This window comes from Bifidobacterium sp. ESL0732 (assembly GCF_029395535.1).
Lineage (GTDB): Bacteria > Actinomycetota > Actinomycetes > Actinomycetales > Bifidobacteriaceae > Bifidobacterium.
Map to the genome: position 1 here is coordinate 943,645 of NZ_CP113920.1, position 21,607 is coordinate 965,251.

The window sequence follows — 21,607 nt, forward strand, 5'->3', positions numbered from 1 at the left end:
CGAATGCGGCGATAGAAATGTGGCACGACCATGATCTTTCCAATTTTGTTGACAACGTAAAGGTGATCGCCTTCGATTTGGACAACACGCTTGCCCGTTCAAAGAAACCCATGCATGCTGACATGGCCTCGCGCTTTTCCACTCTGACTCACCTCATCGATGTGGCCGTCATCACTGGTGGCCGTTTCGAGCTCGTCAAAAGCCAGGTGCTCGATGTGCTTGAACCTGATGCCTGCCGCTCCCGCATCCATGTCATGCCGACTAGCGGTACGCGTTATTTTCGCTGGAACGATGGCCAGTGGCAGTGTGTCTATTCCAACGACCTTGATATGGCCGACCGCAAAAGCGCCATTGCCTCGATCGAACGTCATGCGCGTGAGCAGGGCATTTGGCTGGAACATGCCTGGGGGCACCGTATCGAGGATCGTGGCAGCCAGATTACGTTTTCGGCCTTGGGGCAGGAAGCCCCGTTGGACGAAAAGGAACATTGGGACCCTGACAACAGCAAGAAAAACCGGCTTGCAGAAGCGGTGGCCGTTGATTTGCCCAATCTGCTGGTGCGTTCCGGTGGGTCAACGAGCATTGACATCTCTGCCCGTGGCATCGACAAGGCCTATGCTGTGCGTAAGTTGTGCGGCATTTTGGGATGTAACGTCGATCAGGTCGTTTTTATCGGCGACCGTATGGATCCGGATGGCAACGACTATCCCGCAGCTGTCATCGGCACGAAGCCGATTCTCGTCGCCGGGCCTCTTGATACGCTTCAGGTCTGCGACCGTCTTATCGCGGCCTTGTCGTAGCTGAGGCAGCAGGATTCGCTGTCGGGATTGTGCATATCCTATTGCGACACGCCCGGAATGTGGATAACCCACAGCATTCGACCACAGTGGTCGGTTTTGCGTCGGTTCTAACGGAGAATCCGCTAGCTTTGAGATATGGGAACTGTAGTTTCGCGATTTTTTGATGCATTACGATTTTGGTTTGCTGCCATTCGCGATCTCCTGCTGCCGCGTGGCTGTGCGGGATGCGACAAACCGGATGAGGTGCTTTGTTCTTCTTGCATGCTGCTTTTTCGGCATGTCTATCGCAAAGTGCTTCCTGGCGATGTCGGCCGCTGCTATGGATGTTCTTGGTATCAAGGGGCTGTGCGCCATGCGATTCTCGATTGGAAAGACCACGGCGATGAGGAATGTGACTGCGATTTTGCATCAGTGCTCGTTGATTTGGCCCTAAAGGTACTTGAAAGGCCGACGTCTTATGGACGAATCCGGATTCTTAGCTTGGTTCCGGCACCCTCGTCGGCAGCTTCCATGCACCGCCGTGGTCGATGGCAGACATTGCCGCTTACCAGGTTGATGGCTCGCCGTTTGAATGACCATGGGTTTTCAGCTGAAGTCAGACCAGTGTTGAAACTTGAAGGGGTATATGGCAAATCCGTACAGGCGTCAGGTGCCGCATCCCGTTCGCGAAGGATTGAAGGGCATGTGCAGGTTGTCGGGGATTTGAGGGGTGACGACTCGTTGTTTATCGTCGTAGACGATATCGTGACCACTGGCGCCACGATGGGGCAGTGCATATCCGCGTTGCGCGCAGCCGGGGCCTGTGATGTCATCGGTCTTGCGTTGGCTTGTACTCCGAATCGGGACGAATAACGGGGTTGTATCGGCGGTTGGATTCGCTAATTGGCGTGGGCCACAGCCATCTCGTCCCAACGTGTCGTGCAACGGGGGGAAAGCATCTCGCGCCTCATCGTCCATGAGGCTGACGTATCCTCATCACCGCGTCCTTTTCCGCGCATCCCGCCATAGCCGATGCCGACACGAGCCGTACCGAATTTCTTGTTGGCCTCGTCGATGACGGCTCCCAGATTGTGATCGTCCCGTCTGGCTTCGAACCCGTGTAAAGTGCTGAAATCCTTGGCGTCCTGCAGCCCTAGCAGGAGCACCCCGGCACGAATATAACGGGCGTGCGGGTCGGCCCGGCCGCGCATGGCCTCGCACGCGGCCTTGGCGATGATTAGCGGGTCGTCGCTCGGGTCGCGCAGGGTGGTCGTCGCATGAAAGGACTGATAGCTGTTTTCCGGACCGAACGGGCTCGTGGCGCAGAATGCGGCGACGTGCGAACACAGGCTTGACTGACGGCGCAGCCTGCGGCACGCCTTTTGGGCGTAGACGCTCAGGGCTTGATTCAGTTGGGCCATGTCGGTGACGGGTTTTGAGAACATGCGTGAACACAGGATTTCCGACTTGCGTTTGCCGTCATTGGCGCTCGCATCACCGACGATGCAGGGAATCCCCTTGAGTTCCAGCACGGTGCGTTCCAAGGTGATGGAGAAACGATGCCTGATAGACACCGGGTCCTGATTCCGCAGGTCGAGCGCAGTGAGGATGCCCAAAGCCTGCAATTTGCGTGTGAGTCGTCTGCCTACACCCCATACGTCGCTCACCGGTATGGAGGCGAGAGCGGCATCGCCATATTGCGCTTCGATGTCGCTGAAGAGGCTCACCCCGCCGCTTGAGGGATGCTTTTTGGCCCAGTGGTTGGCCACTTTGGCCAGTGTTTTCGTCGGTGCGATGCCTACGCTCACCGGTACGCCGACGCCTTCCAACACGGCCTTGCGCATGGCCTTCGAAATCTGCATGGTCTCTGCAGTGCCCGTTGAGGGGTTCAGGAAGCACTCGTCGATGGAATAGATTTCCTGACCTGGCATGAACCGGCTCATCACTGACATCATTCGCGCCGACAGGCTGGCGTACAGCTCGTAGTTAGAGCTGCGGGCCACCACGCCGGCCTGTTCCGCCTCTTCTCGGATGCTGAACCATGGCGTGCCCTCTTTGATGCCCAGTTGCTTTGCCTCCGCACTACGGGCCACCACACATCCGTCATTGTTCGAGAGCACCACGACCGGCTTATCGGCAAGTCTCGGGTCGAAAACGCGTTCACAGGAGGCGAAGAAACTGTTTGCGTCGGCCAGTACCTGAAGCGATTCGCTCATGACGGCCTGTTAGTTATGCCGCTGTGGGAAGGGGTAGATGGTGGCGCCGCCGGACCATCCTCGGCTGTGTGCCGCAAGTCCGGTGGTTCCGTTCGCTCTCTCGATGGCGTCGGTTTTGTATCCGGATGTGGCCGACATGCCAGGACGAGTGATTCCAGGCAAAGCGGAGCCGAACCGACTGGAACGGCTTTGTGTATGGAAATTGCCGATGACGACACCCCAAATCACCAGTTCTTCGGCGTTCTCGGGGGAGAAATCAGGATAATGGGGATTCTCCGGATGCAGAATCGGTGTCGTTCCGCGCATAACAAGACGTTTGACGGTCAGCTCATCATCGAGAACGGCCACTACCACGTCATCGGCTTGTGGCTCAAGCGAGCGGTCGACCACCAAAAGGTCGCCGTCCCAGATGCCTGCTCCCTCCATGGAGTCCCCGGCGACCGTGATGATAAAAGTCGTGTCTGGATTGCGGATAATGTGTTCGTCAAAGCTGAAATCACCGGCAAAATAATCTTGTGCTACAGAGGGAAAACCTGCATGCACCGCCTCCAGCGCGATGGGGACTGGTGTCGGCGCCAGTGTCGAGCGAAAAATCTGAGTGACCCTGCAACCCTGCCTCGAATCATTGCCTGCCAGTCTGCATGATGCTGTCGATGCCATCTCACACCTCCAAATATTCGAACGTTTGTTCGAATATCATTGTGTCAAACAGTCGAGACAATAAAAATAGAACAAGTGTACGATTCTATAAAGATCAGAGGGTCGTTTCCCCGGCAGGCTCATCGTCTACGATATGGAATTTCGGCAGCGTGATTTCGAAATCGGTGCCGCGGTTGTCATCGACGACCTTGACGTTGCCGCCGTGCAGCTGTGCCGCCCAGCGTGCGATGGACAACCCGAGGCCGGTGCCGCCGGATTCGGTGCCTGGACCGGACTTGCCCTTGACGAAACGGCGGAAGATGTCGGCACGCGCCTCGGGAGGAATCTGCGAGCCGAAATTGACGACGTTGGTGACCACGGTGCCGTGGATTTTGTCTTCGTGGGCTTCGACCAGCACCGTGGTGTTGTCGGGCGAATGTTTGAAAGCGTTCGAGATGATGTTCGTGAAAAGCTGGCGCAGCCTGTCCTGATCGCCTTCGATTTCAATCGAATCGGGCACATGCACGTCGACGTCGTGGGCGTGGCCGGCATCGGCGATTTCCAGCGGTTCCAGCGTTTCGTCAATGAAGTCGGCGAAGTTGAACTGCTCGATATTGAGGCTTGCCGCCCCGGCCTCCATACGTGAAAGGTCGAGTAGGAAGGCGATGAGGTCGGAAAGACGATGGGTCTGGTTCAGAATCCCTTCAAGATTGGCGGGAGTGGGTTCCACAACGCCGTCGGCCAAGTTCTCGAGCATCGCCTGCAGCGCGGAGACGGGAGTGCGCAGTTCGTGGGAGACGTTGGCGATCATGTCGCGCCGCATCCGGTCGGCGTGCTGCAACTCCTCGGCCATCTCGTTGAACGAGCGGGCGAGCTGGCCCACCTCGTCGTTGCTGCGGGTACCCACCTTGACGCGCACCGTGTAGTCGCCTTCAGCCATCGCCTTGGCCGCGTCGCGCATCTGGCGCAGGGGAGCGGTCAGGCCGCGTGAGAAGAAGTAGGTGATGCCGAGAGCTACGACAAGCGTCAGCGGCATGGCGATCCACCCGCTCAATCCCATTTTCAGGAGGAACCAAGCCATGACGAAGGCGATGGCGGTTGCCACAACGATGATGACGCTCAGCTCGGCCTTCAACGATGAGAACAAGCCTATCGGGCGTTCGTTGTCCAATATTTTCTTGCCGGATTGATGTGTGCGGTTGTTCTTCGCTGTAGTCACTGTATTCTCTTATAAACCCTTGTAAATCAATGTATATGAAAAGCAGCCCCGTAGGGCTGTTGAATTGCTGCTGGCTACTGGACGGACGGCGTCGCGGCGTTGCCGTCCTCGGGAGGCTCGAAGGCGTAGCCTACGCCGTGCGCGGTGCGAATCAGGTCGCTGCCAAGCTTGTGGCGAAGGGCCTTGACGTGCGAATCGACAGTACGGGTGCCGGAAGCGTCCGGCCAATCCCAGACCTCTTCCAAGAGCTTCTCGCGTTTGAAGACGGACTTTGGTTTGCGGGCCAGCGTGGCAAGAAGGTCGAATTCCGTAGGGGTGAGATGCACCTGTTTGCCGTCTTGGGTCACGATGCGCTGACGCGGGTCGATGACCAGCGTTCCAAAGTCCAGCACCTTTTCGTTCTCGTTGTTCTTGGCGATGAGGGTGGCGCGTTCGACGCGGCGCAGCAGCGCCTCACAACGGGCGATAAGTTCACGCGGGGAGAACGGCTTGGTCATGTAGTCGTCGGCACCGGCGGAAAGTCCCATCACCTTGTCGGCCTCGGAATCGCGGGCGGTGAGCATGAGCACCGGCACCGGGCGTTCGGCGATGATGCGTTTGGTGGCTTCGATGCCGTCCATGACGGGCAGCATGATGTCCATGATGACCAGATCAGGCTTGATTTGGCTTGCGGCGCGTACGGCACTCGCTCCATCTCCTGCCACACGTGCGGTCCAACCGTTGGCTGTGATGCGTTGCGCGATTGCCGTGGCGAGATCGGGCTCGTCCTCGACCACCAAGATGGTACGTGGGGTCTTCTGATGTGCCGAAGTGTTGAGCATGTGTCCTCCGCCTTTCAAAAACATTGCTACAAATAATCTATTATAGGTTCCGGCGCACCCAATTTGCTGCGAGGCGAGGTTTCCAGCCGTTTCTCTGCGGTTTTGTCGGTTCGCGGCAAGGGTAAACGTCCGCGGCGCGTGAAAAACTTATACACATTGCGTTTGAGCGTCTCGGAGGTTCCATGGATTACAAAGTTGGAGATGTTGTCGTTTATCCGCGTCACGGTGCGGCGAAGGTGACGGCCTTCGAAAAACGTACGGTAAAAGGCGTCACACGCGACTATCTGCAGCTTTCGGTACTTTCCAGCGATGGGCTGGTCATCGAGGTGCCGGTCGAGAATGCCAAGAAGGTCGGCATCCGCAATATCGTAGACGGCAAGGAAGTCGCCAAGGTCTTTGAGATTCTGCGCACGCCGATTGTTGACAACGAGAAGATGAACTGGTCAAGGCGTTACAAGTTGAACGTCGAGAAGATCGCTACTGGTGAGGTCAACAAGATTGCCGAAGTCGTGCGCGACCTGGCCCAGCGCGACGTTGACGAGCATGGTCTTTCCGCAGGCGAGAAGCGCATGCTTACGCGCGCCCGCAATATCCTTACTTCCGAAATCGCGCTTTCCGAACATATCGAAGAGGACGAGGCCCAGCACTTGCTTGACGTCAATCTCGGGTATGCAGAGCCTACGGAAGAGGATGCCAAGCACCATTCCGAGGCTCCTGAAGAACCGGCGAACCAGACGCTGGCAAGGATTGAAGCCGAAAACAAGGATGCCAAAGGTTCCAAGAAAAAGAAGTGATTTTTTCTTGATTCCGGCTGATAAAGCCGCATGTCTGATTTTCCAAATAAGTTGAGGGCCATCTCGATGCGAAGAGATGGCCCTCAACTATACAGTGCGTCTTTTTAACGGCGACGCAATGCTTCCACGCCTTTGGCGACAAGCCAGAAAAGCGTCGAGATGGTGACAATCACAAAGCTCGGCGGGGTGGGGAACATGGCTGAGATGACCAATCCGCCCCAAATCGAGACCAGACACAAGACGCTTGAAACGGTCATCGAACGCAGCGGTGTGCTGGTCATGATGTTCGCCGTGGCGGCGGGAGTGACCACCAGCGCGAAAATGAGCAACGTGCCGACAGCGGGCACCGCGATGGTGATGACGCCGGCCATGATGGCCATGAACAGCACGTTCATCACACCGATCGGCACGCCCTTGGCCTGAGCCACCTGCTCGTCCAATGAGCTGAAGAGCAGCGGGCGATAGACTATGGCCATCACCGCGAGCAACAGCACGTCGAAAATCGCGAAGCCCAGCACTTGGTCGTTGGTGATAGTCAATATCGACCCGAAAAGAATGGCCTGCATCTGCTGCGAGGCCGAACTGGACATGCGCGAGAAAAAGAGGCCCAAGCCGGTGGCAAAGGCGAGCACCGTGCCGGTCGCGATTTCGCGTTGTGAGGCCTTTTTGCCCAATGCCCCGATGGTCAGCGCCCCGCCAAGCGCGAAGATGCCGAGGCCAAGTGAGACCGGCAGGCCCAGCAAAACGGCTCCCGTGGCTCCCGGCAGACCGATATGTGCCAGCGCGTGCGCGGCGAATGTCGAATGCCGGGCGATGGTGAAGTAGCCCATTACTCCCGCGGCAAGAGCGATGCAAAGCCCGGCGATGAAGGCGTTGTGCATGAACGGCACCGAAAGTGTTTCCATCCATTCATGGTTGAAACTGAATTGGATATGGCTCATAGCCCTGCCTCCTGCCGCTGGTTTCCTTCATTCCTGTCCGCTTGTCCCGCATCTTTCTCGGGTTTGGAGGAAATCTTCTTTTCGAAATATCGTGGTTTTTCTTGCGTGACGTTCGAATCATGATGGATGTTTTCGATTGTCGAGGTTTCTTCATGATGATGGAAACTGGCCACTTCGTCGGGCTTGTGGATGTCCGGCGTGACGTCGTCGGGTTCGTCGGGGCCTGGAGTTACGAACATATCGCCCTGAGGTGTGGTGACCACTTGCACCTTCGTACCATAGAGATGGGTGAGCAGGTCGGCGTCCAGGACCTCGTTCATCTTCGCATAGTGCGGGTGCCCGTCCAAGAGATAGACGGCGCCGTCAAGGATCGGCAGCAACATGTTGAGGTCGTGGGCCACCACCTGGATGGTCATGCCCATTTCGTGGTTGAGTTTGGCCAACACGTGCACCGTCTCACGTTGGGCGGCAAGGTCAAGGTTGGCCAACGGCTCATCAAGCATCAACAGTTTTGGCCCGCCCACCAGCGCCTGGGCGATGGCGACTCGTTGGCGCAGGCCTCCCGAAAGTTCGGAAAGACGGTAATGGCGTTTGTCGTCGACGCCGGTGAAAACCATGGCCTCGCGCGCCTGTGCCCGTTGCGCTCGCGTGGTGGGATGGATGCCGAATCGCGTCCCGGTCAGCCCCAGCAACACTGATTGCTCTGCGGTGAGGTTCGATTCGATATCGCTGGCGTAGTTCTGCGGCACATAGCCGATCAAATGGTTGGTCGTGCCGGCTGCCTCGCCAAGCACGGTCAGACTGCCGGCAAACAGGGGGAGAAGCCCGAGTTCCGCCTTCATCATCGTGGTTTTGCCGGCGCCGTTCGTGCCGACGATGGCGGTGATGGAACCTGAGGGAATCGAAAAATTGCCATGCTGCCAAATGATTCTTTCGCCGCGTTTGATACCGGTGTCGCGGAAGACCAAAGCAGGCTTGTCTCCCTCGGTTCCGGCTCCCTGTTCCGTCTTGGCTTTCGTCTCGATGCTCATAGTTGTCTTTCTTTTCGCTTGCAGGCGTTCGAACACTACTTAACGATTGATGAATACTTATTATAATTGAAATTGAAAATCATTCTCAATTAGAATGAAATTGTCCGCTCAGCGAAAGCCGGTTTAAACAGGAAAGTCGGACGGGGAAGTCTGATATGTAATAAACAGATGCATGGCACCAACCATTGATTGTCGCCATCGGTTGGTGCCATGCATCTGTACTTAAACGCTTTAACGCAGCAGACAGCCTGGCGGACTGTTTGCTGCGTTGCTTTCACTTGCCTGGGTCGGTCTGACCTGCATTGGAAGGCACCGTAGCGTTGCCTGAGGTTGAGGGCTGCTGCTGATTGGAATTTGTGCCATTGCCGGATTCGTTGGATTGACCGGATTGCGAGGACTTGTCCGAGTTGTCGCCGGTTCCGACTTTCTGATGGTCGGCTTCACTGGCCTTGAAATCTGTCATGGCCTTGTCGATGCTTTTCATCAGCGTAGTAATCCAGCCGGTGAGTGTGGTCTGGTCCTGTGGCATCTGCTCGCTGACATCGACAACGGGCACTTCGGTGCGTCCCGCCGTTCCGGTGAGCAGATTGGTGGTATTGCTGGCTTCCTGCGTGTTGTTGATGAGCAGATTGACGTCGCGGCCTGAAATCAGATGCTGGAACTTCTGTAGGTCGCTGGGAGCCGGTTCGCCTTCGGAACTGACGGCCTGTGTATAGCCTTTGGGCGTCTTATCGTTGAAACCTAGGTCGTCCATAAGATAGTAGGCCACCGGCTCCGTGGCGCCGTAAGTGGCGTCTTTGTGCTTTTGTGAGAACGCCTTCATGGAATCTTCGAGTTTGGCTTCGCGTGCTTTCCATGTCTTAAGCCTTGCTTCAAACTGTTTGGCTTTGGCGGGTCTTGCCTTGGCGAAGGCGTCCTCCAGCTCCGTGGCGGTGGCCTTTCTCGCATCCTTGGAGAACCAAAGATGCGGATTGTCACCGGTGCTTGCCCCGACCGCGGTAGCTGCCGAGACGCTGGTGGTGCCTTTGGTAAGAGATTTGCTAGCCCAGTTGTCGTATCCTGCGCCGTTGACGACCACAATCTCGGCGCTTTGTATTTTGGCCATATCGGCGGTCTGCGGCTCGAAATCATGGGCGTCGACGGAGACGGTGTTGACGATTGAGGTCACCTTGATGTCATTTCCGCCGATTTCCTTGGCCAACGATCCCCATTGGTTGATCGAAGCGACCACTTTGATCGGGCCGCTTGCCTGTTTTGAGCTGTCGTTGGATTTGCTTGGCGCTTGAGAATCATTGCCGCCACCGCAGGCCGCAAGACCAAAAACCATGCATATCGAGCCTAGGAGAGCCGTGGCCTTGACCTGCCATCCGAAACGTTTCATGCTGACCCCTTAAATTGGTATTCGTTTGTCGCCGGTTCGCATCGTCTGTTGCGTAACGCTGATAGTTAAAGTATAGCGATAAGGTAATATACTGAAAATGAGAATCATTGTCAAATAGAACGTATGTTTTTATCGATCGTAGGAAGGCCGGGGTTTTTGAAACCTGTTGATCACGTCGAGATGGATTTGAAAGCCCTTGATCTTCGTCGCGGCGTACTTGATGATTGATATTGCGAATCGCGTTTGGTTTTCTTTCCTTATAAATAGTTATAAGCAATGGATATGGCGTTGATGGTGGACACTTCTGCGTTTGTGATCCGTCTTCCCCTTAGAATCGATAACTATCGTGTGCGGTCTGCAACAAGGCTGCATGAAATGTCGTAATAGCTTACTCAGATTAAGGAATCGGTATGGCACACGAGGAACGGACTCCTCTCAAGTTGGACGGAAAGGCTGCCGCGGGAGCCATCAAGGAGGATTTGCGAGGGCGTGTCGAAGCACTCAAGGCACAAGGCGTTCAGCCAGGCTTAGGCACCATCCTCGTCGGCGACGACGTCGGCTCGCGCAAATACGTGGCCGGCAAACACAAGGATTGCGCCGAAGTCGGCATCGCCTCGATTGCCGTTGAGCTTCCCGAAACCGCCAGCCAGCAGGAGATTATCGATGCCGTGGAACGGCTCAACGCCGACCCGAAATGCACTGGCTACATCGTCCAGTTGCCCTTGCCGAAAGGCGTCGACACCAACGAGGTCATCGCCCACGTCGACCCGGCCAAGGATGCCGATGGCATGCATCCGGCCAATCTGGGCGAGCTGGTCACGCATATCGACGGCAGGAACCCGGCTCCGCAACCTTGCACGCCGCGCGGCATCATCGTATTGCTGAAGCACTATGGCATTGACCTCAAGGGCAAGGACGTCTGCGTCGTTGGCCGTGGCATCACCGTCGGGCGTACCATCGGCCTCATGCTCACTGCGAAAGATGTAAATGCCACCGTGACGCTGTGTCATACAGGGACAACGGATATTCAGAAGCATCTGCGCCAAGCCGATATCATCGTCGCCGCCGTCGGCCGTGCCGGATTTGTAAAGCCTGAGGATGTGAAGCCCGGAGCGGTGTTGGTTGATGTCGGTGTCTCCCGCGTTTACGACGAAGAGGCCGAGCGCTACCGCGTGCGAGGCGATATCGACAAGACCTGCCATGCCCTGTCGTCCGCCTACACCCCGAATCCGGGGGGAGTGGGGCCGATGACCCGTGCCATGCTCTTGGCTAACGTCGTTGAGATGGCCGAGCGACAAATCGCCTGAGCTATTGGCGACACGCCCGGATTGTCTGCAACGCTTTGGCTAGGGCGACTAGTAATCTTATGACTTGCGTGGCCGTAAGGCCACCAACATAACTTAATAGGTAATATCCATCCAACTAATAACAAAGAAACCACTTTTAATGGCAGAGAACAATAACGAAGTCACCAAGGTCGCGATCAACGATATCGGCACCGAAGAAGACTTCATCAAGGCAGTCGATTCCACCATCAAGAATTTTGATGATGGTGATTTGGTTACGGGCACGGTCGTCAAGGTCGATCACGACGAAGTGCTGCTCGACATCGGCTACAAGACCGAGGGTGTCATTCCCTCCCGCGAACTTTCCATCAAGAAAGATGTCAATCCCGACGAAGTCGTCCAGGTCGGCGACACCGTCGAAGCCCTTGTCGTCACCAAGGAAGACAAGGAAGGACGTCTTATTCTGTCCAAGAAGCGTGCCCAGTATGAGCGCGCCTGGGGCGATATCGAAAAGATCAAGAATGACGACGGCGTTGTCGAAGGCACCGTTATCGAAGCTGTCAAGGGCGGCCTGATCGTCGACATCGGCCTGCGTGGCTTCCTGCCTGCTTCGCTCGTCGAAATGCGTCGCGTCCGCGACCTTTCGCCTTACATCGGCCAGAAGATCAAGGCCAAGATCCTTGAGCTCGACAAGAACCGCAACAACGTGGTCCTGTCTCGCCGTCAGTATCTTGAGGAGACCCAGTCCGAGGTCCGCGAGACCTTCCTGGCGCAGCTCAAGAAGGGCCAGATTCGTGAAGGCACCGTTTCCTCCATCGTCAACTTCGGCGCGTTCGTCGATCTCGGCGGGGTGGACGGCCTCATTCACGTTTCCGAGCTTTCCTGGAAGCACATCGACCACCCGTCCGAGGTCGTCAAGGTCGGCGACAAGGTCACCGTCGAGGTGCTCGACGTCGACATGGATCGCGAGCGTATCTCGCTGTCCCTCAAGGCGACGCAGGAAGATCCGTGGCAGCGCTTCGCACGCACCCACGTTCCCGGACAGATCGTCAAGGGCAAGGTCACCAAGATCGTGCAGTTCGGCGTGTTCGTTTCCGTCGAAGACGGCATCGAGGGCCTGGTCCACATTTCCGAGCTCGCCAACCGTCACGTCGACAACCCGGAGACCGTCGTCAAGCAGGGCGAAGAGATCTTCGTCAAGGTCATCGACGTCGATCTCGACCGTCGCCGTATTTCCCTGTCCCTCAAGCAGGCCAACGACTCCGTCGATCCCGCTAGCGAGGACTTCGATCCCGCGCTTTATGGCATGCCTGCCGATTACGACGAGGATGGCAACTACAAGTACCCCGAAGGCTTCGACCCGCAGACCAACGAATGGATCGCCGGCTACGAGAAGCAGCGCGAGGAGTGGGAGAACCAGTATGCGGCCGCTCACGATTTGTGGGAGCAGCATAAGGCCTTCGTCGCCAAGGAACTCGACAATGCGGCTGAGTCCGCTGCCGAGGACGGCCAGGGTGCAGGTGAGCACGCTGAGAAGGCTTCTGAGGAATCCACCAAGTACTCCTCGGAGAACGAATCCGAAGGCACGCTTGCCGGTTCCGACAAGCTCGCCGCTCTTCGTGAGGAGCTCCTCAAGGAGAAGAAGTGAACTGAGATGCACCTCAGTGATTTTTAATGGATTCTCTGCTGAAAGTCAAACATTTCAGTAGAGAATTTAAAAAGAGTACCAGCGTTAGCACTGGTACTCTTTTTTTATTCTTTCATCTCACCAGATTGGGGTTATAGGCGAGAATATTCGGCTTATAACCCCAATATCGAATGGGGTTGGTTTATTCGTTGTCGCTGCCGGTGCTCATGGCGGCTTTGGCGGTGGCTTTGGCGTCCTGGTTTTTGACGTCGGAGTAGACGAAGCCGGTGTAGTCGGGGTGGTCGTAGCCTTCGTCGACGGCGAACTGGAAGGCGTCGGTGCGGAACTGTTCGAGCTTGTCGATCTCGTGGGCGTACTTGTCCGGGTCGAGGGTGCGGAGCACCTCGGCGGTGAGCTCGTAGCGGTCCATGTCGTTGACGCGCACCATGTCGTAGGGCGTGGTGGTGGAGCCTTCCTCCTTGTAGCCGTGGACGTTGAAGCTGTCGTGGTTGGGGCGGTCGTAGATGAGGGCGTGGATGTCGTGGGCGTAGGAGTGGTAGGCGAGGAGGACGGGCTTGTCCGGGGTGAACAGCTCGGTGAACTCGTCGTCGCTCAGGGCCTCGTCGTTGTCCTTGGGGCTTTGCAGCTTGAGGGTGTCGACGATGTTGACGACCTTGAATTTGATGCCGAACTCCTTGAGCTTCTCGCTGGCGGCCATGGTCTCGAGGGTGGGCACGTCGCCGACGCAGGCGAGCACGATCTGGGCCTCGTCGTTGTCCTTGGCGGTGGAGGCCCACTTCCATTCGGCCGCGCCCTTCTCCAGTTCGGCGCGGGCCTCGTCGAGGGTCTGCCAGGTGGCGGCGGGCTGCTTGCCGGCGAAGATGGCGTTGATCTTGTTCGTGGATTTGAAGGCCTTCTCGGCGACGGCGAGCAGCATGTTGGCGTCGGCGGGGAAGTACTCGGCCACGACGTGGTCGTTGTTGAACGCCTTGTTGAGCAGCACGGAGCTCACGCCCGGGTCCTGGTGGGAGAAGCCGTTGTGGTCCTGGCGCCAGACGTGCGAGGAGATCAGCATGTTGATCGAGGCGACGGGCTTGCGCCACGGGATGTGGCGGACGGTGGCCTCGAGCCATTTGGCGTGCTGGTTGAGCATGGAGTCGATGACGTGGGCGAAGGACTCGTAGGTGCTCCAGATGCCGTGGCGGCCGGTGAGGACGTAGCCCTCGAGGAAGCCCTCCATCTGGTGCTCGGAGAGCTGCTCGATGACCTGGCCGGTCACGGCCAGGTGCTCGTCGGTCTGTTCGGAGAGGTAGCCGTTGTCCCACTGCTTGTCGGTGACCTCGTAGGCGGCCTGCAGGCGGTTGGACGCGGTCTCGTCGGGCCCGAAGATGCGGAACGAGTCCGGGTTCATCTTGATGATGTCGCGGGTGTAGTTGCCCAGCTGGCGGGTGGCCTCGAGCTGTCCCCAGCCGTGGCCGAACTCCTTGACGCCCTTGACCTCGTAGGCGTCGAGGGCCGGCAGGCGCAGGTCCTCGCGGATGCGGCCGCCGTTGGCGTTCGGGTTCTGGCCCAGGCGCAGCTCGCCGGTGGGCATGAACGCGGTGACCTCGGGGCGCACGGCGCCCTTCTCGTCGAAGAGCTCCTCGGGCCGGTAGGACTCCATCCAGCCCTTGAGGACCTGGAAGTGGGCCTCGGTGTCGCGGGCGCTGGCCAGCGGGACCTGGTGGGCGCGCCAGGAGCCCTCGGTCTTCTTGCCGTCGATGTACTTCGGGCAGGTCCAGCCCTTGGGGGTGCGGAAGATGATCATCGGGTAGGTGGGGCGGTCCATGTCGTCGGTCTGGGCCTTGGCCTTGATGTCGCAGATCCTGTCGAAGACCTCCTCGAGCATGCCGGCGAAACGGCGGTGGATGGACATGTGGTCCTCGTCGTCGAAGCCCGCGACGAACTCGAAGGGCTCGTAGCCCATGCCCGCGAAGAACTCGTGCAGCTCCTCGTCGGGGATGCGGGAGAGGATGGACGGGTTGGCGATCTTGTAGCCGTTGAGGTGCAGGATCGGCAGCACGATGCCGTCGGTGCGCGGGTTGACGAGCTTGTTGGACTGCCAGCTCGTGGCCAGCGGGCCGGTCTCGGCCTCGCCGTCGCCGACCACGGCCGGCACGAACAGGCTCGGGTTGTTCATGATCGCGCCGTACGCGTGGCTCAAAGCGTAGCCGAGCTCGCCGCCCTCATGGATCGAGCCCGGCGTCTCCGGGGCGAAGTGCGACGGGATGCCGCCAGGATACGAGAACTGGCGGAAGAATTTCTGCAGCCCCGCCTCGTCCCTGGTGACCTCCGGATAATACTCCGTATACGTACCATCAAGATACGACTGAGCGACGGTTCCAGGACCACTATGACCGGGTCCGATTACCACTACGGTGTTCTGCTGATGGTCCGCAATCAACCTATTGATATGTCCTAACAGGAAATTGACCCCTGGGGTAGTGCCCCAGTGGCCCACCAGACGATACTTCAGATCATTTCGGGTGAAGGGCTCCTTCATCAGAGGGTTGCTACGCAGATAAATCTGACCAATACTCATATAATTGGTTACTCGCCAGTATTTATCGATACCTTCAAGTGTCTCATCCGGAATCGGTCTGTCCAGTTTTTTCCACGGTGTTCCGATAACAGGGCTAGTCATGCCATTTGCTCCTTATTTTCGTTGTTTTTTGACAACATAAACTGAGTTATGATAATAATTCGCAATAAAATGCGCCTGAATTTGGCCCTTAAGGACGCAGTCAGGCGCATTTTATTGCAAGGGGAATCAGATTTCTTCCAGATTCTTTCCTGCTGTTTCATTGGCAAACAGATAGGTGACGGCTCCGAGGAAGAGCAGCACTGCGAAAATCACGAATGGCAGGAATACGACTTTGGCCGTAGGGGTTCCGCCGCCGATGAGCAGGCCGACCACAAACGGTCCGAAGATCTTGGCTGTTGCGCCGATACCATAGCCGAGGCCAAGACCGGTGGAGCGAGCTTCGTTCGGGAACTGTTCACCGCCGAAGGGATTGAGCACGCCGAATGCGCCATCTCCGAAGGTCATGACGATGAAGATGCCGATGTAGAAGACGATTCCGACCGTTTGCAGATTGCTACCGGTAGCGGCGTGAGCGGCGAATGCTGCTACCAGGCAGCCAATACCACCGAGTACACCACATCCGAATAGTGTCATACGACGACCGATTTTATCCGAAATCCACGCAGTGCCAAGCCGGCCCAGAAGATCGCCGAGGCTGACAAGCATGAATAAGTTGGAAACCATCGCGGTGTCGAAATGGAAGGACTCGCCGAGAATCGTCTGTCCCCAAGATTGCACGGTAAACGAACCGGCGATGAAGCAGAAAGATCCAATGGTGACAATGGCAAGTGCCTTGGGATATTTCTTGAAAATCAAAGAATAGGAAGCACCCTTGTTCTCTTCGATTTCAGGCAGTTCACCTACTTCGCTTTCAGGAATTTCCATGGCCCAGGCATACGCGGCGCGAGCCTTGTCAAGCTCTCCGCGGCCTTGCAAGAAACGAGGAGATTCAGGAATGAAATGAGCCCAGATCAGAAGGATTACAGGGAAGCATCCCAGAGCGATGAGACCGCGCCATCCAATAGCGCCGCTCAGCGTGCGGGTAGCAAGCCCGCCAAGGAAAATGCCCAACGGAATGAAAACCGCGGTGAGTCCCGAGAGCAACCCACGTTGCTTGGCGGGAACGAATTCCTGGACGAAGGGAATGCTGGTGATACTCAGGCCACCTACACCGACACCGACGCCGATACGCATAATGGTCAGGAACAACCATCCATCGGTAGGCGTGAAGATGGAAGCTGCCGTGAAAACCACCAGCACGATGATGCACCAGACAAAAGCGTGCTTCCGGCCGAATCGATCGGCAAGCCTTCCCCAAAGGATGGAACCGACTACGGTGCCGACGCCGGCGCCTGCCAGCACGATTCCTGATTGGAAGCCGGTGAGCTGCCAGGCTTGGTCCTTGGTCAGCAACGAGATGACGAAACCAATCAGGAACATGTCGAAGAACTCGGCGATATTGCCGACTACCGCCAATCCGATCAAGGATTTTTGGTGGCCGGTGACTGGGTGATTATCAATTTGCTGGTTTACTGCCAGCGTTTGAGATGTACTCATATCTCTACTCCATTGTAGTTAAAGATGTTTTTATTTATTTGATGTGTTTGAGGTGTCGTGTGTCTGTAGGATACATTCAGACATTTAGGCTCCGGACGAGACCGGCTTTTGGCCGTAGTCTTTGAGGTACCATTGCCGCGCTTCATTGATGGCTTGGGTGTCCAAGGGTTGTACGTCGCCCGCAAGTGTCGCAAAATATGAGACCTCTGCGGTTTCCTCAACATAGGTGGCTGCTCTTACCGCTTGCGCCGCATCGCCTCCTATGGTGAATACCCCGTGATTTCTTAAAAGCACGGCGCTGCCTGAGCCAATGTACTTGACGACTTCATGCCCGATTTGTTCACCTCCAATCGCAGCGTATCCGGTTACGGGAATCGGACCTCCGAACAGGTCCGCCGATAAGGTCGTCAACACGGGTATCGGTCTGCCTTGGATAGCGAAAACCGTTGCAAACCGCGAGTGCGTATGCACGATGCCATTGACGTCCTTACGCTCCCGATAGATGACGCAATGGCTTGCGGTATCGACGGAAGGTTTGAGGTCCCCTTCGATTACATTGCCTTGGTCATCGACGATGACGATATCTGAGGGCTTCAGGTTTCGGAAACTGACGCCTGAGGGCTTGATCGCTATGAGACCGCTTTCTGGGTCTCTCTGTGAGACGTTTCCGGATGTTCCAGATACGAGTCCGGCTTCTGGCAACTCTTTGTTCGCCTGACAAACCGTCGTCTTGAGACTCTCCAACATAAGCATTATCCTTTCTGAAATTGCTGGTTGGAAGAGGTGCGTGGCGAGCCTATGCCGCGAAATCCTTCCATATGTATTTCGAAACCATATTATACCTAAAACGAACATAAGTGCAAATTAAAATGGAAATTAATCCATAATAGAGATTATTATGGTCGCATTACATGGCGTTGATAAGGAAGGGGTTAAATAGTTAGAAAGGTTGGAATTGTTAGGATAAGGAGAGCAAAGAAGTGGCGCAACGGGAGTCCACCACAAGGTAATTCATGTAATGCATTTTGAGCGCGGCTTGCAGTGCGGGTGCTTTTGAAACTCCCGATACCACGCACATGCGGTGGGGAATGGAAGCTATCTCGGCCAAAGGCAGCGAAACGGTCCGGTCATTGAACTCTGAGATCTCTTGACCATCCTTGTCGATGATACGCGCTGCTATATGGCCCACCCCTCCTTGGGCCAGATACAATTGCTGGTCTTGCTTGGTGATATAGCCTGCCCGGTTCAGGGAGGAGTTTGGGTCGGTCAATGTTCCCACCCCGAATAAGGCCACGTCAGAGAGGGCTGCTTTCTTAAGGACTTGTGCGATTTGCTGCGTGGAGAGCAACTGGTCGCGAAGCGTCGATGTCAACACAATGGCAGGTGCGTTGATGTATTCGTAGTTGCCATGAAGGGCCAATGCCATGCGTCGTGCCAGGTCCGGCCCGTCAAGCTCGGGCTTGCTTCCTCCGATGCTGCCTGAAAGAGTCGTGATGTGTATGTTTTCAAGAGCGTTCGGCGGAATCTTGGAAACGATGTTCGCGATGATTCGGCCCCACGTCATTGTCAACGAGAAACCGGATTGCATCATGTCGGTAAGTTTTATCGCGGCTGCATAACCCACTGCCGATGCGGTGTCGAGTTCGTTGTCCATCGCAGGTACGATTACCACGTCCTTGATGTCGTAATCGCGTTTAATGGCCTCGCTGATGTCTCTTTCCTCCATCATAGGAGGATGCACGGTGATGGTCACGATGCCTTTGTCCTGGGCTTCTTGCAACAGACGAGAAACGGATGTTCTCGAGACGTTAAGTCGGTGGGCTATTTCATTTTGGTTGAGATGATCCTCATAATACCATTTTGCCGCTGAATATAACCTATTGAGCCGAGGCGATTTCATGGTTTGAACCTTTTCGTGCTTTCCTTCTGGATGACGTTATTTTCCAATGAGACTATACCATCCTCTGTAGTATTTAACACTTAAAATGAAAATTATTTCATTATAAAATTGACATATTCACATTTACGTGTAAAGTGTGAAATACGCGCAAGCGTTAAACCAATCAAAGTTGCAAAGGAGTAACAAATGGGACGGGTACAAACGGTATGTGGGGATATCGATGTTGCGGACATGGGCTATACGATGCCGCATGAGCATCTCCTGACTCACCCGCAGGGTCATGGATCCAAGGTCGAAGAAGACCACTTGCTGAATTCCTACTCCAAGGCGGTTGAGATGCTGCAGGAATACAAGAAAGACGGCGGTGGCACTTTGGTCGAGGCCACGCCAAAGACGTGGGGTCGTGACACCAAGGGTATGTATTATGCCTCAAAGGCCTCCGGTGTGAATGTCGTGGCCTGCACCGGCTATATTTGCCAAGAGCATGGTATGCCGGATGATCTCGGTGATTGGGACATCGAGCGTATCGTCGATGAAATGGTTGAGGACATCACGGTCGGTATGGACGGCACGAATATCAAAGCCGGCTGGATCAAGTGCGGGACTGCCTATCTGCATATCACCAAAGGTGAGGAGAAGGTTATTCGTGCGGCATGTCGGGCAGCCAAGAAGACCGGCGTCTCCGTCCATGCTCACACCACCATCGGAACCATGGGGCTTGAGATCTTGAAGATTGTCCAAGAGGAGGACTTCGACACCTCAAGGTTCGCAGTCGCCCATGTTGATCGTGATCCGGATCTTTGGTACCACCGCAAAATGTTGGAGACCGGTTGCTCCCTGATTTATGATGGCCCTGGAAAGGCGAAGTACTATCCCGACTCCATGCGTGTCGACTTGCTCCGACAGCTTGTCGACGATGGTTACGCCGACAAATTGATGCTTTGCAACGATATGGGCAGGCGCTCACACCATAAGGTGTATGGTTTCGGTCCTGGGCTCAACTACATCAAGGATGTTTTCCTGCCGCGTCTGATTGATGAGGGCTTTAGCGAAGAGGTAGTGCACGGGTTCATGTATGAAAATCCGCAGCACTTCTATGAGATGCGGGATCCCGAATGAGCAGAAGGCTTCTGCAGCTAGCTCTGGATGTCACCGACGTTGCCACAGCGCTGAAAGTCGCGGTCAAAGCTGCCCCCGCTGTCGACATCGTGGAAGACGGAACGGTGCTGTGCCTTGCAAAGGGCGTCGATTCCATGCGCGATCTTCGTGCGGTGTTGCCGGGGAAGACTCTGCTGGCCGATATCCGGATTGCGAGGGCAGGCGAAAAATTTGCGAACCTGTACTTCGAAGCCGGGGCAAGCAGGGTCTCGGTTGTCGGCGAAAGCGGTCTGGATGTCATTCGAGGAGCTTGCAAGGCCGCTTCACGGTTCGGCGGGGGAGTAGAAGTCGAATTGTTCCCTGGCTGGAACGATGATGACATTCGCGGATTCATCGATGCCGGCGTCAAGGTGATTATTGTGCATCGCGATACCTGCACCCCGGAGGAGGACCAATCGGTGCGCAATCAGCTGTTCAGATTGCGTGACCTTGTTCCCTCCAACAGTGTCAGCATAACTTTGGCAGGTGGCCTTAATGCCACGAGCCTTAAAAGGTTTGTGGACTGTCCTTTTGACATCGCGGTCGTGGGCAGCGCCATCGTCAAGGCTGACGATCCTTTTGCTGCGGCTCAAGCTTTACGAGCTGCGCTTTAGAAATGAAAATGACAATGAAGTAATGAAGTAGCAAAACAAGAAAAAGATTGGAGCATATGACAATGACGTCTTATGATGTCACATCTATTGGTGAAGGCGGTATACGCCTGTCCGTCCCCGTCGGCCACAGGATTCAACGAGCGAAATCGTTCAATATCCAGATAGCCGGCACCGAAGCCAATGTCCTCTGTTCATTGAGTTCCCTGAAATGGAATACGTCATGGTTCTCTGCGTTGCCTGATTCCTCTTTGGGTCGGCGTGTGGAATTCCAATACAACGCATTCGGGGTTGACCTCTCGCATGTCAAGCGTGTTCCGGGCGCTCGTATCGGAACGTATTATGCCGAATATGCAAAGCCTCCGATGCCAACCAAAGTCATGTTTGACCGTGCCAACACCGCTTTCTGCAATATGACTGTGGATGACATTGATTGGGATCAATTGCTTGACACCCGTCTGCTGTTGCTTTCGGGATTGAGCTTGCCCTTGTCTCCTACTGTCAGGACGATTCTGGAAACCGCAAGTCTCAAGGCCCATCAGGCTGGCGTACCTGTGGCTTTTGATGTCAACTACCGTACCAAGCTTTGGAGTGTGGAAGAGGCGCGTAAGATTATTCGTCCCTTCATAGAGCGCTCGGATATCCTCTTCTGCAAGTTGGATGACGTGAACCTGCTTGTGAAGAAAGTGCCTGACAAGGAATCTGGACTCAGAGCGCTTTCCGAAGTCTCCAATGCCTCTGTCATCGTGATGTCAGACGGCGCACGTGGTGCTGACGCCCTGGTGGACGGCAAGCATATGCATGAGGATGCAGTGCCGGTCGAGATCCTCGATCGTCTCGGTGCGGGCGATGGGCTGGCTGCAGGCGTGCTGCACGCGTGGTTACGCGGCGACAAGGAGAATTGCCTCAAGTACGGCGTCAATGTCGCTGGGTTGGCTCTCAGCCATTACGGCGAACAGGTAACCGTTACTCCAGAAGAGCTCGACGACTTGGTCAAGAAACCGTTGACGTCACTGGAGCGTTGATGGCGAGGTCCGCTGCGTGG

19 protein-coding genes are annotated in these 21,607 nt (G+C 56.0%); 8 read left to right on the top strand and 11 right to left on the bottom strand.

Features of this window, described 5'->3' with window-relative positions:
* The first annotated feature begins 17 nt into the window (after positions 1-17).
* Entirely contained in the window at positions 18-800 is a 783-nt protein-coding gene (locus OZX70_RS03560) for an HAD-IIB family hydrolase (RefSeq protein ID WP_277182092.1), read from the top strand.
* 135 nt (positions 801-935) lie between these two features.
* Positions 936-1,652 (top strand): phosphoribosyltransferase family protein, encoded by a 717-nt coding sequence (locus OZX70_RS03565; RefSeq protein WP_277181853.1) that lies wholly within the window; start codon positions 936-938, stop codon positions 1,650-1,652.
* Between the two features lie 26 nt (positions 1,653-1,678).
* On the opposite strand, the gene OZX70_RS03570 is transcribed toward OZX70_RS03565, so the two are convergent.
* The 4 genes from OZX70_RS03570 to OZX70_RS03585 form a co-directional block, all read right to left on the bottom strand.
* Entirely contained in the window at positions 1,679-2,995 is a 1,317-nt protein-coding gene (locus OZX70_RS03570; RefSeq protein ID WP_277181854.1) for a Y-family DNA polymerase, read from the bottom strand.
* A 9-nt stretch (positions 2,996-3,004) separates the two neighbouring features.
* Complete coding sequence (locus OZX70_RS03575; protein WP_277181855.1) at positions 3,005-3,655, bottom strand: S24 family peptidase; 651 nt, start codon at positions 3,653-3,655, stop codon at positions 3,005-3,007.
* Positions 3,656-3,749: 94 nt separating this feature from the next.
* Positions 3,750-4,805, bottom strand: a complete 1,056-nt coding sequence (locus tag OZX70_RS03580) for a HAMP domain-containing sensor histidine kinase (RefSeq protein ID WP_277182094.1) — start codon at positions 4,803-4,805, stop codon at positions 3,750-3,752.
* Positions 4,806-4,927: 122 nt separating this feature from the next.
* A complete protein-coding gene (locus tag OZX70_RS03585; protein ID WP_277181857.1) occupies positions 4,928-5,674 on the bottom strand; it encodes a response regulator transcription factor in 747 nt (248 codons plus the stop codon).
* Positions 5,675-5,856: 182 nt separating this feature from the next.
* On the opposite strand from OZX70_RS03585, the gene OZX70_RS03590 reads away from it, so the two are divergent.
* On the top strand, positions 5,857-6,468 hold the full coding sequence (locus OZX70_RS03590) for a CarD family transcriptional regulator (RefSeq protein WP_277181858.1): 612 nt from the start codon (positions 5,857-5,859) through the stop codon (positions 6,466-6,468).
* Positions 6,469-6,572: 104 nt separating this feature from the next.
* Here OZX70_RS03590 and OZX70_RS03595 read toward each other — a convergent pair whose 3' ends face one another.
* From OZX70_RS03595 to OZX70_RS03605, 3 genes are all read right to left on the bottom strand, one after another.
* The gene (locus tag OZX70_RS03595) at positions 6,573-7,409 is read right to left on the bottom strand and encodes a metal ABC transporter permease (protein ID WP_277181859.1); all 837 of its coding nucleotides are present in this window, start codon (positions 7,407-7,409) and stop codon (positions 6,573-6,575) included.
* Positions 7,406-8,440 (bottom strand): ABC transporter ATP-binding protein, encoded by a 1,035-nt coding sequence (locus OZX70_RS03600; RefSeq protein WP_277181860.1) that lies wholly within the window; start codon positions 8,438-8,440, stop codon positions 7,406-7,408. Before OZX70_RS03600 ends, OZX70_RS03595 begins: the two co-directional genes overlap by 4 nt.
* A gap of 274 nt (positions 8,441-8,714) precedes the next feature.
* Complete coding sequence (locus OZX70_RS03605) at positions 8,715-9,821, bottom strand: zinc ABC transporter substrate-binding protein (RefSeq protein ID WP_277181861.1); 1,107 nt, start codon at positions 9,819-9,821, stop codon at positions 8,715-8,717.
* 410 nt (positions 9,822-10,231) lie between these two features.
* Between OZX70_RS03605 and OZX70_RS03610 the strand changes: the two genes are divergently transcribed.
* Together OZX70_RS03610 and rpsA are read left to right on the top strand one after the other, a co-directional pair.
* Complete coding sequence (locus OZX70_RS03610) at positions 10,232-11,128, top strand: bifunctional methylenetetrahydrofolate dehydrogenase/methenyltetrahydrofolate cyclohydrolase (RefSeq protein WP_277181862.1); 897 nt, start codon at positions 10,232-10,234, stop codon at positions 11,126-11,128.
* A 139-nt stretch (positions 11,129-11,267) separates the two neighbouring features.
* Positions 11,268-12,755, top strand: a complete 1,488-nt coding sequence (gene rpsA, locus OZX70_RS03615; protein ID WP_277181863.1) for a 30S ribosomal protein S1 — start codon at positions 11,268-11,270, stop codon at positions 12,753-12,755.
* 181 nt (positions 12,756-12,936) lie between these two features.
* Here rpsA and OZX70_RS03620 read toward each other — a convergent pair whose 3' ends face one another.
* The 4 genes from OZX70_RS03620 to OZX70_RS03635 all read right to left on the bottom strand — a co-directional run bounded on the left by OZX70_RS03620 (position 12,937) and on the right by OZX70_RS03635 (position 18,643).
* Complete coding sequence (locus tag OZX70_RS03620) at positions 12,937-15,417, bottom strand: phosphoketolase (RefSeq protein ID WP_277181864.1); 2,481 nt, start codon at positions 15,415-15,417, stop codon at positions 12,937-12,939.
* Between the two features lie 126 nt (positions 15,418-15,543).
* Positions 15,544-16,914: an MFS transporter gene (locus OZX70_RS03625; protein ID WP_277181865.1), complete on the bottom strand. Its 1,371-nt coding sequence runs from the start codon at positions 16,912-16,914 to the stop codon at positions 15,544-15,546.
* Between the two features lie 84 nt (positions 16,915-16,998).
* Positions 16,999-17,661, bottom strand: coding sequence for an L-ribulose-5-phosphate 4-epimerase (locus OZX70_RS03630; protein ID WP_277181866.1), 663 nt, complete (start codon positions 17,659-17,661; stop codon positions 16,999-17,001).
* Positions 17,662-17,872: 211 nt separating this feature from the next.
* The gene (locus OZX70_RS03635; RefSeq protein ID WP_277181867.1) at positions 17,873-18,643 is read right to left on the bottom strand and encodes a sugar-binding domain-containing protein; all 771 of its coding nucleotides are present in this window, start codon (positions 18,641-18,643) and stop codon (positions 17,873-17,875) included.
* A gap of 357 nt (positions 18,644-19,000) precedes the next feature.
* On the opposite strand from OZX70_RS03635, the gene OZX70_RS03640 reads away from it, so the two are divergent.
* Genes OZX70_RS03640 through OZX70_RS03650 form a run of 3 tightly spaced genes read left to right on the top strand, consistent with a single transcriptional unit; the run spans position 19,001 to position 21,587 of the window.
* Positions 19,001-19,933 carry a hypothetical protein gene (locus OZX70_RS03640; RefSeq protein ID WP_277181868.1) on the top strand — a complete coding sequence of 311 codons (933 nt, stop codon included), beginning with the start codon at positions 19,001-19,003 and terminating at the stop codon, positions 19,931-19,933.
* Positions 19,930-20,565, top strand: coding sequence for an orotidine 5'-phosphate decarboxylase / HUMPS family protein (locus OZX70_RS03645; protein ID WP_277181869.1), 636 nt, complete (start codon positions 19,930-19,932; stop codon positions 20,563-20,565). The genes OZX70_RS03640 and OZX70_RS03645 overlap by 4 nt, the downstream gene beginning before the upstream one ends.
* Positions 20,566-20,621: 56 nt before the next feature.
* The gene (locus OZX70_RS03650) at positions 20,622-21,587 is read left to right on the top strand and encodes a sugar kinase (protein ID WP_277181870.1); all 966 of its coding nucleotides are present in this window, start codon (positions 20,622-20,624) and stop codon (positions 21,585-21,587) included.
* Positions 21,588-21,607 lie beyond the last annotated feature (20 nt).